The 16,235-nt window shown below is 69.9% G+C and carries 11 protein-coding genes and 1 pseudogene; 1 reads left to right on the top strand and 11 read right to left on the bottom strand.

Going from position 1 to position 16,235, the window contains the following annotated elements:
• Positions 1-96: 96 nt before the first annotated feature.
• The 6 genes from ACZ5TL_RS20840 to betA all read right to left on the bottom strand — a co-directional run bounded on the left by ACZ5TL_RS20840 (position 97) and on the right by betA (position 10,168).
• Positions 97-2,535, bottom strand: a complete 2,439-nt coding sequence (locus tag ACZ5TL_RS20840) for a GcvT family protein (RefSeq protein WP_468591495.1) — start codon at positions 2,533-2,535, stop codon at positions 97-99.
• Positions 2,536-2,761: 226 nt separating this feature from the next.
• A complete protein-coding gene (locus ACZ5TL_RS20835) occupies positions 2,762-3,724 on the bottom strand; it encodes an ABC transporter substrate-binding protein (protein ID WP_468591494.1) in 963 nt (320 codons plus the stop codon).
• 13 nt (positions 3,725-3,737) lie between these two features.
• Entirely contained in the window at positions 3,738-5,738 is a 2,001-nt protein-coding gene (locus ACZ5TL_RS20830; protein WP_468591493.1) for an ABC transporter permease, read from the bottom strand.
• Positions 5,738-6,826: a quaternary amine ABC transporter ATP-binding protein gene (locus tag ACZ5TL_RS20825; RefSeq protein ID WP_468591492.1), complete on the bottom strand. Its 1,089-nt coding sequence runs from the start codon at positions 6,824-6,826 to the stop codon at positions 5,738-5,740. Before ACZ5TL_RS20825 ends, ACZ5TL_RS20830 begins: the two co-directional genes overlap by 1 nt.
• Before the next feature lie 19 nt (positions 6,827-6,845).
• Positions 6,846-8,315, bottom strand: coding sequence for an aldehyde dehydrogenase family protein (locus tag ACZ5TL_RS20820; RefSeq protein WP_468591490.1), 1,470 nt, complete (start codon positions 8,313-8,315; stop codon positions 6,846-6,848).
• Positions 8,316-8,509: 194 nt separating this feature from the next.
• Positions 8,510-10,168, bottom strand: a complete 1,659-nt coding sequence (gene betA / locus ACZ5TL_RS20815; protein ID WP_468591489.1) for a choline dehydrogenase — start codon at positions 10,166-10,168, stop codon at positions 8,510-8,512.
• Positions 10,169-10,377: 209 nt separating this feature from the next.
• Here betA and ACZ5TL_RS20810 point away from each other — a divergent pair, with 209 nt between their 5' ends.
• Positions 10,378-11,124, top strand: a complete 747-nt coding sequence (locus ACZ5TL_RS20810; RefSeq protein WP_468591577.1) for an IclR family transcriptional regulator — start codon at positions 10,378-10,380, stop codon at positions 11,122-11,124.
• Positions 11,125-11,185: 61 nt separating this feature from the next.
• Here the strand turns inward: ACZ5TL_RS20810 and ACZ5TL_RS20805 are convergent, their stop codons facing one another.
• The 5 genes and pseudogenes from ACZ5TL_RS20805 to ACZ5TL_RS20785 all read right to left on the bottom strand — a co-directional run.
• Positions 11,186-12,316, bottom strand: a complete 1,131-nt coding sequence (locus tag ACZ5TL_RS20805; RefSeq protein ID WP_468591487.1) for an aromatic ring-hydroxylating oxygenase subunit alpha — start codon at positions 12,314-12,316, stop codon at positions 11,186-11,188.
• A gap of 132 nt (positions 12,317-12,448) precedes the next feature.
• Positions 12,449-13,612: an NAD(P)/FAD-dependent oxidoreductase gene (locus tag ACZ5TL_RS20800; protein ID WP_468591486.1), complete on the bottom strand. Its 1,164-nt coding sequence runs from the start codon at positions 13,610-13,612 to the stop codon at positions 12,449-12,451.
• Positions 13,609-13,971, bottom strand: a complete 363-nt coding sequence (locus tag ACZ5TL_RS20795) for a bifunctional 3-phenylpropionate/cinnamic acid dioxygenase ferredoxin subunit (RefSeq protein ID WP_468591484.1) — start codon at positions 13,969-13,971, stop codon at positions 13,609-13,611. Before ACZ5TL_RS20795 ends, ACZ5TL_RS20800 begins: the two co-directional genes overlap by 4 nt.
• Positions 13,972-14,140: 169 nt before the next feature.
• Positions 14,141-15,052 carry a dihydropteroate synthase gene (folP, locus tag ACZ5TL_RS20790; RefSeq protein ID WP_468591482.1) on the bottom strand — a complete coding sequence of 304 codons (912 nt, stop codon included), beginning with the start codon at positions 15,050-15,052 and terminating at the stop codon, positions 14,141-14,143.
• Positions 15,053-15,175: 123 nt separating this feature from the next.
• Positions 15,176-15,989 (bottom strand): annotated as a pseudogene (locus tag ACZ5TL_RS20785) (chorismate-binding protein); the annotation flags it as partial.
• Positions 15,990-16,235 lie beyond the last annotated feature (246 nt).

The following is a 16,235-nucleotide window of genomic DNA, read 5'->3' as shown; positions in this document are numbered from 1 at the left end:
CGGTGGCTGAACGCCCTCTCAAAGGGCGCTGGGCTGTGTCGGTCAGCAGCTCCGCCGCGGGGCGCGAGCAGTCGCGACGAAGCGGCGAACGAAAGCTCAGCCACGGAGTCGGGACATCGTCGGGTCGAACAGAGGCTCCTCGGCGACCACGGCCTCGACGGACTGGTCGAAGTACCCGATATGCACAACCGTCCCCGGAGCGGCCAGCTCCACAGGCAGCCACGCATAGGCGATCCCCTTGCCGATCGTGTAGCCGTACGCGGCACTGGTGACGTACCCGACCGCGCAGTCGCCGTCGTACACCGGCTCCTTGCCCATGACGACCGCCTTCGGGTCGTCGATCGTGAGGCAGGTGAGCTTGCGCCGTACATCCGCCTTACGCCGCTCCAGCGCCGCCTTGCCGATGAAGTCGTCCTTGTCGAGCTTGACGGCGAAGCCGACTCCGGCCTCGTAGGGGTCGTGCTCGTAGGTCATGTCCGTGCCGAAGGAGCGGTAGCCCTTCTCCAGGCGGAGGCTGTTGAAGGCGCCGCGGCCGGCCGCGATGCCGCCGAGCGGCTCGGCCGCCTGCCAGAGGGTGTCCCACAGCTTCCCGCCGAGATCGGCGGTGGTGTACAGCTCCCAGCCGAGTTCACCGACATAGCTCAGCCGCATCGCGGTGACGGGGACGGAGCCGATGTGGGCGCGCTTGGCCCGGAAGTACTTCAGGCCACTCGCGGAGAAGTCGGCGTCGGTGAGCGGCTGGAGGACGTCGCGGGCCCGCGGGCCCCACAGGCCGATGCAGCAGGTGCCGGGGGTGATGTCGCGGACCTGGACCGTGCCGTCGGCCGGGAGGTGACGGGTGAACCAGTCGAGGTCCAGGTTGCCGTTGGCGCCCACCTGGAAGAGGTCGGGGGCCAGCCGGGCGACGGTGACGTCGCTGCGGATGCCGCCGTCGTGGTCGAGGAGCAGGGTGTACGTCACCGAGCCGACGGACTTGGCGACCTTGCCGGTGCACAGCCGCTCCAGGAACTCGCCGGCACCGCGCCCGCTGACCTCGAGCCGCTTGAGGGCCGTCATGTCGTACATCGCGACGGTCTCACGGGTGGTCTGGGCCTCGGCCGCGACGATGGGCGACCAGAACCGCGCGGCCCAGTCGTTGGGGGTGACGATGGAGCGGCCTTCGACCAGGCCCGCGTTGGCCTCGTACCACTGGGGGCGCTCCCAGCCGTTCGCCTCCAGGAAGAAGGCGCCCAGCTCCTGCTGGCGGGCGTGGAAGGGGCTGGTGCGGATCGGCCGGGGGTCTCCCGACGGCTGGAGGGGGTGGAGGATGTCGTAGACCTCGACGAAGTTCTGGCAGTCGCGGGCCAGCACGTACTCCGGCGCGAGCTGGTGCGGCTCGAAGCGGTTGACATCGCACTCGTGCAGGTCGAACGAGGAGCAGTAGCCGTCGACCAGCCATTCGGCCATGGCCCGTCCGACGCCCGCGGAGTGGGTGACCCAGACGGCCTCGGCGACCCAGAAGCCCTTGACGTCCGGGGATTCCCCGAGCAGCGGCAGGCCGTCGGTGGTGAAGGAGAACAGGCCGTTGATGCCCTCCTCGACCTTGGCGTCCTTCGTCGCGGGGAGCAGCGACTGGGTCTCGCTCCAGGCCTCCTCGAAGTCCTCCTCGGTGAACTTCAGGACGGACGGCATCTCCTCGGCCTCGTCCACGGAGAGGATGTCGTCGGCCGAGATCGGCATCGGGCGGTGGCCGTAGTAGCCGATGCCCAGGCCGTCGAAGCGGTCCCGGTAGTAGAGGTCGGCGTCCTGGTGGCGCAGGATCGGGCGGACCGCCTCCTGCGTCTGACCCGCCAGCGCAGGCACCGGGCCCGTCCAGGCGAGCTGGTGGCCGAGCGGCGTGAGCGGGAGGTCCATGCCGACCATGCGGGCGATCCTCGGGCCCCAGATGCCGGCGCAGCACACGACGATGTCGGCGGGGATCTCGCCCTGGTCGGTGAGGACGCCGGTCACCTCCCCGTCGGCCCTTGGGACGTCGAGGACTTCGTGGCGGGCGAGGAAGCGCACGCCGCGCTCGGTGGCCCGGCGGATCTGCGCCTCGACGGCGAGGACCGCCTTCGCGAGGCCGTCCGTCGGCACGAGGAGACCGGCGAGGACCTTGTCCGGGTTGACGAGCGGGTGCTGTTCGACGCACTCCTCGGTGTTCAGCAGCCGGGACTCGATGCCCCAGGAGGCGAGCCAGCCGTGGCGCCGCTGCAGTTCCGTGACGCGCTCCGGGCTGGTCGCCACCTCCAGGCCGCCGACCTGCAGGAAGCAGGGCTGGCCGTCCACATCGAGCGAGCAGAACTTCTCGACGGTGTAACGGGCCATCTCGGTCATGGCCTTGGAGGGGTTGGTCTGGAAGACCAGGCCCGGGGCGTGCGACGACGATCCCCCGGTGGCGGGCAGCGGGCCCTGGTCGACCACGGTCACTTCGGTCCAGCCTCGCGCGGAGATCTCATCGGCGAGCGCTGCTCCCACGACGCCCGCTCCGATGATGACCACACGGGGTCCCGCCATCGCCGCACCTCCGACGTTGAAAGCGATCCAGTTGCTTTGTGCGCAACAGGGTTCAGGTTGCGCAACTCAATGTGCCCGCCGTGGACAGGCGTGTCAAGGGGTCCGAGACGCCGGAAAAACCCCGGAGGCGGCGGGGAGGAATCATCGGAAAACGACGAGGCCCGGCAGGCTGCGGACACAGCCTGCCGGGCCTCTCCGGCGGGGTTCACCAGGGCGGTCGTGCGACCTACTTGATCCAGGCGTCGACCTTGTCGCGGTTGGCCTCGACCCACTTCTTCGCCGCCGCCTCGGGCGACATCTTGTCCACCGCGATGTACTTGGCGACGGTGTTCTGGTCCTCGTTCGTCCAGGTGAAGTTCTTCACCAGGTCATAGGCCGGGCTGCCCGACTTGGCGAACTTCGCGCTGACTATCTTGTCGAGTTCGTACACCGGGTAGTCGCACGCGACCTTCTCGGGGTCGGCGTCGCAGCCGTCCTTGTACTCGGGAAGGCTGACCTTCTTCAGCGGCACCTCGGACAGGAACCACTGCGGCTCGTAGAAGTAGCCGATCACCCATTCCTTGTTCTTCTCGGCGTTGCGGAACGCCTGGATGAGCGCGGTCTCGCTGCCCGCGTACACCACCTTGAAGTCGAGCTTGAGGTTCTTCACCAGCGCCCCGTCGTTGGTGACGAACGAGGGGTCCCCGTCGAGGAGCTGCCCCTTGCCGCCCGACTCCGAGGTTCTGAACTTCGACGCGTACTTGTTCAGGTTCTTCCAGTCGGTGATGTCCGGGTGCGCCTTCGCCAGCCACGGCGGCACGTACCAGCCGATGAGGCCCTTGTTGCCGGTCGGCCCCGCGTTGACGGCGGTCTTCTGCTCGTCGATGTACTTCTTCTTCAGATCGTCGTGGCCCCAGTTCTCGACGACGGCGTCGACCTCGCCCGTCCCGAAGCCCTGCCAGGCGATCTCCTCCTTCAGGTTCTTCTTCTCGACCTTGCAGCCGAGGTCTTGTTCGGCGACGTACGCGAGGACCGCAGCGTTCGCCTCGTAGCCCACCCACGGGTTGATCGCGAGATTGAAGGTGCTGCACTTGCCCGAGCTGCTGGAACCGCCCGTGCTGTCGTCGCCGACCTTCGCGCCGCCGCAGGCCGTGAGGGTGAGGCCGAGGACGGCCAGGCCGGCCGCGCCGGCTCTCCAGTGTCGTGCCATGGTGTGGTGCTCCTTATGTGCCGGCGCGGCGAGCCGCTGCCTGAGTGATCCGGTCGAACATGACTCCGAGCAGGACGATGGCGAGTCCGGCCGCGAGTCCCTTGCCGTACAGCTGGCCCTGCGAGAACCCGGCCACGACGTCGTAGCCGAGGGCACCCGCGCCCACCAGGCCGCCCACGACGACCATGGACAGCACGTAGATGAGGCCCTGGTTGGTCGCGAGCGTCAGCGCGCCGCGCGACATGGGCAGCTGGACCTTGGTGATGATCTGCCAGGTGTTGCACCCGGTGGACATCGCCGCCTCGACGGTGGTCCCGGGCACGGCCCGCACCCCGTCGGCGATGATCTTGATGGCGACCGGCGCCGCGTAGACGACGGCGGCGACGATGGCCGTGAACCGTGTCGCGCCGAACAGCGCGAGGAACGGCACGAGATAGACGAACGGCGGCATGACCTGGGCCGCGTCCAGGGTGGGCCGGACCAGCCGGTCCACCAGCGCGCTGCGTCCCATCCACACCCCGAGGACGACACCGAGCAGCATCACCAGCACCGTCGCCACGGCGGTGGACGCCAGTGTCGTCATGGCGTCCGACCAGACCCCGGTGGCGACCAGCAGACCCACGCACACGACGGTGGTGGCCCCGGCACGCCGGCCGCCGAGTACCGTGCCGAGAGCGACGAGAGCCGCGCCGACGAGCCACCACGGGGAATCGGTCAGCAGGGTCTGGAACGGATTGAGCAGGCCGTTGGTGAGCGCGTCACGGAAGGCGTTGGTCAGGCCCGACAGGTTGTCCTGTGCCCAGGAGGTCACATCGGCCGCCGCCCTGGCGATGCCGCTGCCGATGCGGCCCTCGCCGGGGAACTCGGCCGCCCATATATAGGTGTGCGACAGATACACCAGCACCGCCGTCACCACCGCGCCCGCCGCGAGCAGTTGCCGCCGCCACTTGAGGAACGGGCTGTCCGAGCCCCGGGCCGTCTCCGCCCGGCTGCTCGCCGCGGTGGTGACCCGGTCCAGCACGATGGCCAGGACGACGATGGCCAGGCCGGCGTTGAAGGCCGTGCCGACATCCAGCGACTGCAGGGCCTGGATGACGGTCGCGCCGAGGCCGGGCGCGTTGATCAGGGCCGCGATGGTCACCATGGCCAGGGCGGCCATGATGGTCTGGTTGATGCCCATCACCACCGTCCGCTTGGACATCGGCAGCAGGACCTTCAGCAGCGCCTGCCGCCGCGTCGCGCCCATCGAGTCCGCCGCCTCGACCGTGGCCTGTGGTACGGAGCGGATGGCGTGCGCGGTGATGCGGATCGCCGGCGGTGCCGCGTAGATCGTGGTGGCGATCGTGGCGGAGGCGGGACCGATCAGGAAGAACAGCGTCAGCGGCGCCAGATACACGAAGGTCGGCATCGTCTGCATGAAGTCCAGGAAGGGCGTCACGATCCGGTTGACCCGGTCCGACAACCCGGCCCACACGCCCAGGGGAATGGCGAACAGCAGCGCCACGCAGACCGCCGAGAGCGTCAGCGCCAGGGTGTCCATGCTCTCCTGCCAGAGCCCTTGCAGGCCGAGAAAGGTGAAGCCGGCCACGGCCAGCAGCGCCACCCGCCAGTTGCCCACGGCCCAGGAGACGTAGCCGGCGACACCGACGACACCGAGCCAGCCGACTTGCGGAACCGGGCGGCCCGGGGTCGGCTGCGAGATCAGATCCTGCACGAAGGTCACCAGGGTGTCGATGACCAGGCGGATCTCGTTGAAGAAGTAGAGGAAGAGCGGGTTGGAGTTGCGGTTGGCTCCGATCGAGTCGTTGACGTCGTTGAACCACCGGTGCAGATCGGTCAGGTCGGCCGCGGCGAGGGACAGGGTCTGCTTGCCGCGCAGCACGGCGAAGAGCACCAGCCAGAGGAGCAAAATCGCGGCCACCACCACGCCGCGGTTGACGGTGCGCACGCGCCGGCCGGGAGCGGGCTGCTCCGCGGTCCCGGTCTTCTCCGGCTTCTCGATCGCGACGGTCATCACGCGTCGCCTTCCTGCCCGGCGACCACCGCGAGGATCTCCTCGTCGCCGACGATGCCGAGCAGCTTGCCGTCCTCCACCACCTTGACCGGCTTCTCGGCCACGAGCACCGCCCGGGTGGCCTCCTTCACCACCACGTCCGGGCCGAGCTCGGGACCGTCCAGGGGGTCGTCGGACTCCACCGGGCGCATGATCCACCGCAGGGTCAGGACGTCACCGCGGGGCACGTCCCTGACGAAGTCGCGTACGTAGTCGTCGGCGGGGGCGCCGACCAGTTCGTCGCCGGTGCCGCACTGGACCATCCTGCCGTCGCGCATGATGAGGATGCGGTCTCCCAGCCGCAGCGCCTCCGACAGGTCGTGGGTGATGAACACCATCGTCTTGCCGACCTCGTGGTGCAGCCGGACGACCTCGTTCTGCATGTCACGGCGGATCAGCGGGTCGAGCGCGGAGAACGGCTCGTCGAAGAGGAGTACGTCCGGGTCGCCGGCCAGTGCGCGGGCGAGACCCACGCGTTGCTGCATACCGCCGGAGAGCTGGTCGGGGTAGGACTTCTCGTACCCGGAGAGGCCGACGAGTTCGACGACCTCCATCGCCCTCCTGGTGCGCTCGGCCCGGCCCATGCCGCGGATCTCCAGCCCGAACGCCACATTGTCGACGACCCGGCGGTGCGGCAGCAGCCCGAAGTGCTGGAAGACCATGGAGAACTTGCTGCGGCGCAGTTCGCGCAGGCGGCCCGCGTCCGCGTCACGGATGTTCTCGCCCTCGAAGAGGATCTCCCCGGCGGTGGGTTCGATGAGCCGGGTCAGACAGCGCACCAGGGTGGACTTGCCGGAGCCGGACAGACCCATGACGACGAACACCTCGCCGGGCGAGACCTCGAAGTCCACGTCGCGCACGGCGGCGGTGCATCCGGTGCGGTCCATCAGTTCGCGGCGGGTGAGCCCGCGCAGTTCCTCGGAACCCGGTACCTGGTCCGCCTTCGGCCCGAAGACCTTCCATAGCTCGCGTACGGATATGACCGGGTCGGGTGCCGAGTCCTGGGGCATGCCGCGCCGCTGCGGCACCTCGGTCGTTGCTGGGGTCATGTTCGACCTCTTTTCGGCGTCAGCCGCTGAACCAGTGCTGCGGCCGGGGTTGGATGTTCTGCCAGATGTGTTTGGGTTCCCGGTACTCGTCCAGGCCGGTCGGGCCCAGCTCGCGGCCCACGCCGGAGTGCCCGAACCCACCCCATTCCGCCTGCGGCACATAGGGGTGGTAGTCGTTGATCCACACCGTCCCGTGGCGCAGCCTGCGGGCGACCCGCTGGGCCTTCCCCGCGTCCTGCGTCCAGACGGCGCCCGCGAGTCCGTACTCGGTGTCGTTGGCGATGCGCACGGCGTCGTCCTCGTCGGTGAAGCGCTCCACGGTGAGCACGGGCCCGAAGGACTCCTCGTGCACCACCCGCATGTCCTGACCGCACTCGTCGAGCACGGTAGGCGGGTAGTAGTGGCCGTCGGCCAGCGCCGGGTCGTCGGGGCGTTCGCCACCGCAACGCAGCACGGCACCCTCGGCGAGTCCGGCCGCGACATACGCCTCGACCTTCGCCAGGTGCTGTGCGGAGATCAGCGGGCCGGTCTCGGCCCGCTGATCGAAGGGGCCGCCGAGCCGGATCCGCCGGGCACGGCGGACCACCTCGTCGACGAACCGGTCGTGCAGCGCGTCCTCGACGATCAGCCGGGCGCCGGCCGAGCAGACCTGGCCCGAATGCAGGAAGACGGCCGTGAGAGCGAAGTCCACGGCCGTCTCGAAGTCGGCGTCGGCGAAGACGACATTGGGGTTCTTGCCGCCGAGTTCCAGCGCGACCTTCTTCACGGTCGCGGCGGCGGTGGCCATGATGCGTCTGCCGGTGTCCAGGCCGCCGGTGAAGGAGACCATGTCGACGGCGGGGTCCTCGGCCAGGGGCGCGCCCGCCTCGGGCCCGGCCCCCAGGACCAGGTTGGCGGCACCGGCCGGGAGCCCGGCCTCCTCGAGGGCCCGCATCAGCAGGATCGAGGTGGAGGGGGTGAGCTCACTGGGCTTGAGGACGATGGTGTTGCCCGCGAGAAGAGCGGGCGCGACCTTCCAGCTCGCCTGGAGCAGCGGATAGTTCCACGGGGTGATCAGTCCGCACACGCCGATCGGCTCGTACACGACACGGCTGACGGCGTCCTCACGGCCGGTGTCGATCACCCGGCCCGCGTCGGTGCCGCCGAGCCCTCCGTAGTAGCGGAAGCAGGAAACGACATCGGCGATGTCGTACTCACTCTCCACCAGCCGTTTGCCGGTGTCCAGCGATTCGGCGCGGGCGAACGCGTCGGCGTCGCGTTCGAGGAGGTCGGCCGTGCGCAGGAGGAGCGCGCCGCGCTCACGCTCGGAGGTGCGCGGCCAGGGCCCTTCGTCGAAAGCCCGGCGGGCCGCGGCGATGGCCGCCTCCGTGTCGGGACGTGTACCTTCGGACACGGTCGCGGAGAGTGCGCCGTCGGCGGGGCAGCGGATGTCCCGGTGGCCGCCGGCCACCGGATCCCGCCATTTTCCATCCACGTACAGGTCTGCCACGTCGAGGGCCCTTCACGGTCGCGTTGCGCATTGTGCACCGTATTGCTTGTGGTGGAACACTCTGTAGCGGGCTGCACCCCACGTCAAGGGGGGCACTGATGACGGTTTCGCCAAGGAGACGGTCACGGGGAGGCTACGCCGACCGGCCCGGAACGCCTCGCGTCCGGGCCGGTCGACTGTCTGAAAACTGCTGGTTACGACGGGGAGCTGTGCCGGTAATACGCGGCATCGGACGGCGGCAGCGGGTCCTTCCCGAGGATGAGGTCGGCCGCCTTTTCCGCGATCATCATGACGGGCGCGTAGATGTTGCCGTTGGTGATGCAGGGCATCACCGACGCGTCGACGACGCGCAGCCCCTCCACCCCGTGCACCCGCATGCTGGCCGGGTCCACGACCGCCATCTCGTCGGTGCCCATCTTGCAGGTACAGGACGGATGCAGCGCGGTCTCGCCGTCCTTGGCGACCCAGGCGAGGATCTCCTCGTCGGTCTCGACCGACGGCCCCGGCGAGACCTCCCCCGCATTGAACGGGGCCATGGCGGGCTGGTTGAGCAGCTCGCGGGCGACCCTGACGGCCTCGACCCACTCGCGGCGGTCCTGCTCGGTGGACAGGTAGTTGAAGCGCAGCGCAGGGTGCTCGGCCGGGTCCTTGCTCTTGATCTTCACCGAGCCGATGGCGTCGGAGTACATGGGTCCGACGTGCACCTGGTAGCCGTGTCCGCCGGCGGGCACGGAGCCGTCGTAGCGGACCGCGATGGGCAGGAAGTGGAACATCAGGTTGGGGTAGGGCACGTCCTCGTTGCCGCGGACGAAGCCGCCCGCCTCGAAGTGGTTGGTCGCGGCGGGGCCCGTGCGGAAGAGCCACTGCAGGCCGATGAAGGGGGCGCGCCACTTCGCGAGGTACGGCTGCATGGAGACGGGCTGCTTGCAGGCGTACTGGATGTACACCTCCAGGTGGTCCTGGAGGTTCTCGCCGACACCCGGCAGATCGTGTACGACGTCGATACCGAGCGCGCGCAGCTCCTCGGCGTTGCCGACGCCCGAGAGCTGGAGCAGCTGCGGGGAGTTGATGGCGCCTCCGCAGAGGATGACTTCGCGCGCACGCACCTGCTGGGGTCTGCCGCGACCGCGCCGGTACTCGACACCGACGGCCCGCTTGCCTTCGAAGAGGACACGGGTGACCAGACTGCGCGTCCTGACCGTGAGGTTGGGGCGCTTTCGCACGGGTTTGAGATAGGCCTTGGAGGCCGACAGGCGGCGGCCGCGGTGGACGTTGCGGTCGAACTTGGCGAAACCTTCCTGCCGGTAGCCGTTCACGTCGTCGGTGGGAGCGTGACCTGCCTCCTCGGTGGCCTTGAGGAAGGCTTCGAAGAGCGGGTTGGCCGCCGGGCCGCGCTCCAGGACGAGAGGGCCGTCGTGACCGCGGAACTCGTCGTCCGGGTCGGCGGCGAGACAGTTCTCCATGCGCCGGAAATACGGCAGGCAGTGCGCGTAGTCCCAGGTCTTCATGCCCGGTTCGGCCGCCCAGCGCTCGTAGTCCATGGGGTTGCCGCGCTGGAAGATCATGCCGTTGATGCTGCTGGAACCGCCCAGCACCTTGCCTCGCGCGTGGTAGACGCGCCGGCCGCCCATGTGGGGCTCCGGTTCGGACTCGTACTTCCAGTCGTAGAACCGGCTGCCGATCGGGTAGGTCAGTGCCGCGGGCATGTGGATGAAGACATCCCAGGGGTAGTCGGGCCTGCCCGCCTCCAGGACCAGCACCCGGTTACCGGGGTCCGCGGAGAGCCGGTTGGCCAGCGCACTGCCGGCCGATCCGCCACCGACGATGACGAAGTCGTACTGCAAGTGAGCCATGGTGTCTCGTCTCGCTCGCGCCGTTGAGAATGCGCGGCATGCTAGTACTCGCATCTCTATGCGCACCAGGTTGCGAACGACGCAACCTCCGCGGGGTAGGTGTCAAGCCCGTGACCTGCGCCGCTGTCGCCTATGTTTAACGGCCGTATAGTTGCGTTGTGAGCAACTACCATCCAGATACCGAAACGACGACTGCGCCGACCGGTGGGGTGCAGTCCGTCGACCGCGCCATCACCGTGCTGGAGATCCTGGCCCGGCGCGGCGAGGCCGGCGTCAGTGAGGTGGCCGCCGAGATCGATGTCCACAAGTCCACCGCGTTCCGGCTGCTCGGCGCTCTGGAGGTGCGCGGCCTGGTGGAACAGGCGGGCGAGCGCGGCAAGTACCGCCTCGGTTTCGGCCTCGTCCGCCTCGCCGGCTCGGTCACCGGCCGCATCGACATCACCCAGCAGAGCCGCCCGGTCTGCGAGCGTCTCGCCGAGGAGATCGGCGAGACCGTGAACCTCGCCGTGATGCAGGAGCAGTTCGCGATCAACCTGTACCAGGTGCGCGGCCCGGGTGCTGTCACGGCGTTCAACTGGGTCGGCCAGCTGACGCCGTTGCACGCCACCTCCAGCGGCAAGATCCTGCTGGCCCACATGCCGGCGAAGGAGCGTGCCGCGCTGCTGTCGGCGGCCGGTCTGAAGAAGGTGACCCCCCGCACCCTGTCCGCGAGGACCAAGCTCGAGAAGAACCTCGCCGAGGCGCTGGAGCGCGGCTACTCCTGGACCCTGGAGGAGTTCGAGATCGGGCTGCACGCCATGGCAGCCCCGATCCGCAACAGGGACGGGGACGTCGTCGCGGCGATCAGCGCCTCAGGGCCGGCCTACCGGCTCACCGAGGACCGTATGCACGACCTCGCTCCGGTGCTGGTCAAGGGCGCGGACGAGATCAGCCACCGGATGGGCTATCTGGGCTGATCCCGCCGCGCCCTTCGACGGGCGCCCCGCACTCCGGGTGCCGGCCTGCCGTGAACCGCCGCTACCGCGGCCGCCCCGCGCCCAGCCGCTGCTGGACGAACGCGTGGAACTCAGCTATGTGATGCTCGCTGGGCACGAGGACTCCGCCCTTGGCGTACAGCCGGGAACTCATCGCGGGCTGACAGCGCTCGCACGCGTCGAAGTCCTGCCGGTTGACCCGGTCGAAGAGCTCCACCGAGCGGCTGACGTCCTTGCCGCTCTCGACGACGTGCTTGAGGTAGAGCCAGTCGCACTCCACGATCGTGCGGTCGACCGCCACCGGGTACATCCGGTGGAAGATCACATGGTCGGGCACGAGGTTGATGAACACCTGCGGCCGGACGGTGATCGCGTAGTAACGGCGATCCTGGTCCTCGGTGACGCCTGGGATGCGGTCGAGGCCTTCGGAGCCGTCGACGGTGAAGCCCTTGACCTCGGAACCGAACTCCGCGCCGTGCCCCACGTAGTACTGCGCGGCGAACCCGTCGGCGAACTCGGGGAGCACCTCGGTCAGTTCGGGGTGAATCGTCGCGCAGTGATAGCACTCCATGAAGTTCTCGACGATGAGTTTCCAGTTCGCCTTCACGTCGTAGACGATGCGTTCACCGACTTCGAGGTGGTCGATGTCGTAGTGCTCGATCGACTCCGCGTCGCCCAGGCGCGCGACCACGTCCGCCACGACCTCGTCGAAGGGGGGCGGGTTCTCCGCGAGGCACACCCACACGTAACCGAGCCATTCCCGCGTGGCCACCGCCGCCAGGCCGTACTCGGTGCGGCTGACGTCCGGCATCTTGGTGAGGTTGGGTGCCGCGACGAGTTTGCCCGTCAGGTCGTACGTCCAGGCGTGATAGGGGCACTGGAAGGCACGTTTGACCTCGCCGGACTCCGCCGTGCAGAGCTTGGCCCCGCGGTGCCGGCAGACGTTGAGGAAGGCGCGTAGGGAGTTGTCCCGTGCGCGGGTGATCAGGATGCTCTCGCGGCCCACCTCGACGGTCCGGAAGGCACCGGGCGCGGCGAGGTCGGCGGAGCGAACGGCGCAGAACCACATCGCCTCGAAGATGTGTTCCTGCTCCTGGGCGAAGATCTCGGGATCCGTGTAGGAGGACCCGGGGAGGGTGGCGATGAGGCTTTCCGGCAGGCCGGTCGAGGTCACAGTGCACTCCTCGGGGAAACGTCGTGGATCGGGCATACACACGCCGGGACGAGCGACACCGGACGTCGTCGGGTAAGGAGCAGCGCCGCTGCGTGCGCAGCGGCGGCTGTGAGAGGGAGGTCTGCGACCCTGTCAGTGCGTCGCGGCCGCGAGGTGCTTGCGCCAGCGCATGAACAGCTTCGGCTGGTTCATCCCGAGGACGGCGACCGGGTGTCCGGCACGCCGGTAGACGGCCAGGACGTTGCGCTCGTCCGCGGTGCCTTCCTCGATCGTCACGCTGTCGGCGCGGGCCGCGTTGCCGACGAACTGGATCTTCACGCCGTACTGGTCGGACCAGAAGTACGCAGGCCGGGGCAGGCCGGGTTCGGACTCGCCCCAGGACAGTAGGGCGGCCACGGCCGCATCCGGGCGCTCCCGGGCGCCGGTCCAGTGCTCGACGCGGCGGTGGGTGCCCGCGCGCGGGTCGTACCAGGAGGCGCAGTCGCCGACGGCGACCACCCCGGCCAGGCTGGTACGCCCGTCCGCCCCGCACTTGACGCCGTCGTCGAGGTCGACGCCGGATCCGGCCAGCCACTCGACGCAGGGGCGGGCCCCGACACCAACGACCACGATGTCGGCGGGGATGCTCCGGCCGTCCTCCATCAGGACCGCGTCGACGCGGTTCTCGCCACTCAACCCCTTGACGCCCACGCCGCACAACAGGCGTACGCCGTGGTCCGCGTGGAGGGCGGAGACGATGCGCCCCATGGTCGCGCCGAGCGGCCCGGCCAGCGCTGTGGGCGCCGCCTCGACGATGGTCACGTCGAGGCCGAGAGCGTAGGCGGTGGAAGCGACCTCGGCACCGATGAAGCCACCACCGATCACGACCAGACGTCCGCCTTGGGCCAGTTCGTCCCGCAGGGCGCGGGCGTCGTCCAGGGTGCGCAGGGTGTGCACACCGGCCAGTCCGTCCATGCCGGGCAGGGCCCGGGCGGCGGCGCCGGTGGCGATGACGATGCCGTCGGCCCGCACCTCCCGGCCGTCGGTGAGCCGCACCGCGCGGGGCGTGGCGTCGAGTCCGGCGGCGCGGGCTCCGAGCAGCCACTCCGCTTGCAGGTCCTCGCCGTCCGGCTCCAGCGCGAGATCGGCCTCGCCGATACCGCCGGCCAGGAACTCCTTGGACAGGGGCGGCCTGTCGTACGGGCGATGGATTTCGTCGCCGATGACGACCAGCCGTCCGTCGTATCCCTGTTTGCGCAACGAGCGCGCCGCCGACAGACCGGCCAGCGACGCGCCCACCACGGCCACGGTCCTCACGCGACGCCCCCGGCGAGCCGGGCGGCGATGCAGGGGGGCAGGTTCGGGGCTGCCGTGGACAGCCGGACGTAGATCATGCCGTCCTCGACGAAGACCTCGTGCGTGCGCACCGGGAGCTTGGCCGGCGGGGCGTCGACCGCTCCCGTCTTGAGGTTGAACTTCGAGGCGTGCAGCGGGCATTCGACCTCGCAGCCCTCCAGCCAGCCATCGGCGAGCGAGGCGTCCTGGTGGGTGCATGTGTCGTCGATGGCGAAGAGTTCGCCGTCGTCGGTGTGGAACACCGAGACCGGCGGGTCGATCTCGAGCCTGTGGGCCTCGCCTCGGGGCAGATCCACGAGACGGCACGCGGCAATCATCATGACACCTCGGTGCGTATAGCGAAACGGATTGCGGTGAACGCAACGCCAGTTTGAGGGCGCCCTCAAACCGTTGTCAAGGAGTTCGCGGGGCGGCTGACGGCCATATTTTGTGTTGCACATCACGCAACCCCCCGCACGATAAGAAACGCAGGTCAGCGCGGAGCGCCTCTCAGAACTGCGGCAGCGGCAGCGGCGTCGCCGCGGGTTCGAGGGCCCACCGAGCGGTCACGCGCACCGCGTCGGCCGTCGAGGCGACGTCGTGGACGCGCACACACCAGGCGCCCTGCGCGGCGGCCAGGACCGATACCGCGGAGGTGGCCGCGTCCCGCAGGTGCGCCGGGCGGGGCCGCCCCGTCTCCGGGTCCGCGAGCAGATGGCCCAGAAAGGACTTCCGCGCCGCACCCACCAGGACCGGCCGGCCGAGCGCGGCGACCTCCCGGAGACGGCCGAGCAGCCGCCAGTTGTGCTCGGCGTGCTTGGCGAACCCGAGCCCCGGGTCGACGATGAGACAGTCCGCCGGGACCCCGGCGTGCAGAGCCGCGTCGACTCTCGCCCGCAACTCGTCGACCACGTCGGTGACGACGTCGTCGTACACGGCGCGCGTCTGCATCCCCGCCGAGTGCCCGCGCCAGTGCATGAGCACATAGGGCGTACCGGACCGCGCCATCAGCGGGAGCATCGCCGGGTCGGCGAGTCCACCGGACACGTCGTTGACCAGGGCGGCGCCGGCCTCGATGGCATGGGCGGCGACCTCGGCCCGCATGGTGTCGACGCTGACCGTCGCGCCCGCCGCGGCGAGTTCGCGGACGACCGGCAGCACGCGCCGCAACTCCTCCTCGACGGCCGGGCGCGCGGCGCCGGGGCGGGTCGACTCGCCACCCACGTCCAGGATGTCCGCGCCCTCGTCGAGCAGCGCCAGGCCGTGCGCTACTGCCCGTTCCGGGTCGAACCACCGCCCACCGTCGGAGAACGAGTCGGGCGTGACGTTCACGATGCCCATCACCAGGGTCCGGCCCGGGCCGGGAAGACCTCGCGGGTGGAGCACGGGAGCGGCCCGGTCGGGCCGGGCGGCGCTACTCATGCGACTCGGGGCGGGTCGGCGAAGGGGCGTACGGACATCATCATGGGACCTGGCGACCTCGTTGCGCATAGAGGAACAATGTGCGATTTGAGCAACGAGTCTGAGGACGGCCGTGCGGCACTGTCAAGGCAGGTGGAGGGCCCTGGCCTCCTCATGGGGCCCGGACGCCGGTGTGAGCAGCCGGGAGGCCTTTAGTTCGGTCTCGTCCCACTCCCGCCAAGGGGCCGGACCCCCAGGTGATGCCGGCGCCCGTACCGAAGCCCGGCACCGGCCCCGCCGGGGCGGCACGACCGATCCGGAAGGTGCGCATGCCCACGGCCAGTTCACCGGTCCCCCGGTCGGCGTCAGCCCAGCCGACGGCGCCGCAGTACGGGCCGCGGGGTGCGGTCTCCAGGGCGTCGATGACGCGCAGTGCGCTGGACTTCGGCGCGCCGGTCACGGAGCCCGGCGGGGAGGTCCCGGCCATCAGCTCGGGCCGGCCCGCGCCCCGCGCCAGTTCCCCGCGCACGGTGGAGACGAGATGCACCAGGCCGGGGTGCCACTCGACGGCGCAGAGAGAGGGGACGGTGACGGATCCGGTGGCGCAGACCCGCCTCAGGTCAATGCGGACCAGGTCCACGATCATCACGTACTCGGCGTGGTCCATCTCCAGCAGGTCGCCCGCGGTACGGCCCGTGCCCTTGATCGGCCCGGACTCCAGCGTCCGGCCGGTGCGGCGGAGGAGGAGTCCGGGCGAGGCGGTGGCCACTTCGACGCCGTGCGCGGGAAGCCGGACCGTACCGGCGTGGCGCGGGGTTGCCACGGGCGAGCTGCGCGGTCAGCGCGTCGATGTCGGCGGCGTCCGGGTCGGGCAGGGGTGCGGAGAGCACGCGGCACAGATTGGCCTGCCAGACGTCGCCCGCCGCGATGTGCCGCGGATGCGGCGCACGCCCAGATCAGTGGCGACGAGGCCGCCGAAGCGGGCCATCGGGTCGGGAGCGTGTACGGCGGTTCGTCCAGGGGCCGACGGGGTGGATGGTCCTCGGTCATGACGGTCGTACCGGGCAACGACGGCCCGGGTCACGGCCACCACGGCCGGGGGAACGGCCACCACGGCCGGTCGCGGCCATGACGGCCGAGCGAACGGCCACCACGGCCGGGGTCACGGGCATGCCGGCCAGGTACGCGGGCGTGCCGACCGACC

Source organism: Streptomyces sp. NPDC033136, from assembly GCF_055578235.1.
The sequence above is the reverse complement of the archived record's forward strand: the minus strand, read 5'-3'. Positions and strand labels throughout refer to the sequence as shown.

Coding starts and splice junctions, on each gene's coding strand:
- ACZ5TL_RS20840 (WP_468591495.1), bottom strand. CDS start 2,535: ATGGCGGGACCCCGTGTGGTCATCATCGGAGCGGGCGTCGTGGGAGCA.
- ACZ5TL_RS20835 (WP_468591494.1), bottom strand. CDS start 3,724: ATGGCACGACACTGGAGAGCCGGCGCGGCCGGCCTGGCCGTCCTCGGC.
- ACZ5TL_RS20830 (WP_468591493.1), bottom strand. CDS start 5,738: ATGACCGTCGCGATCGAGAAGCCGGAGAAGACCGGGACCGCGGAGCAG.
- ACZ5TL_RS20825 (WP_468591492.1), bottom strand. CDS start 6,826: ATGACCCCAGCAACGACCGAGGTGCCGCAGCGGCGCGGCATGCCCCAG.
- betA (WP_468591489.1), bottom strand. CDS start 10,168: ATGGCTCACTTGCAGTACGACTTCGTCATCGTCGGTGGCGGATCGGCC.
- ACZ5TL_RS20795 (WP_468591484.1), bottom strand. CDS start 13,971: ATGATGATTGCCGCGTGCCGTCTCGTGGATCTGCCCCGAGGCGAGGCC.
- folP (WP_468591482.1), bottom strand. CDS start 15,052: ATGAGTAGCGCCGCCCGGCCCGACCGGGCCGCTCCCGTGCTCCACCCG.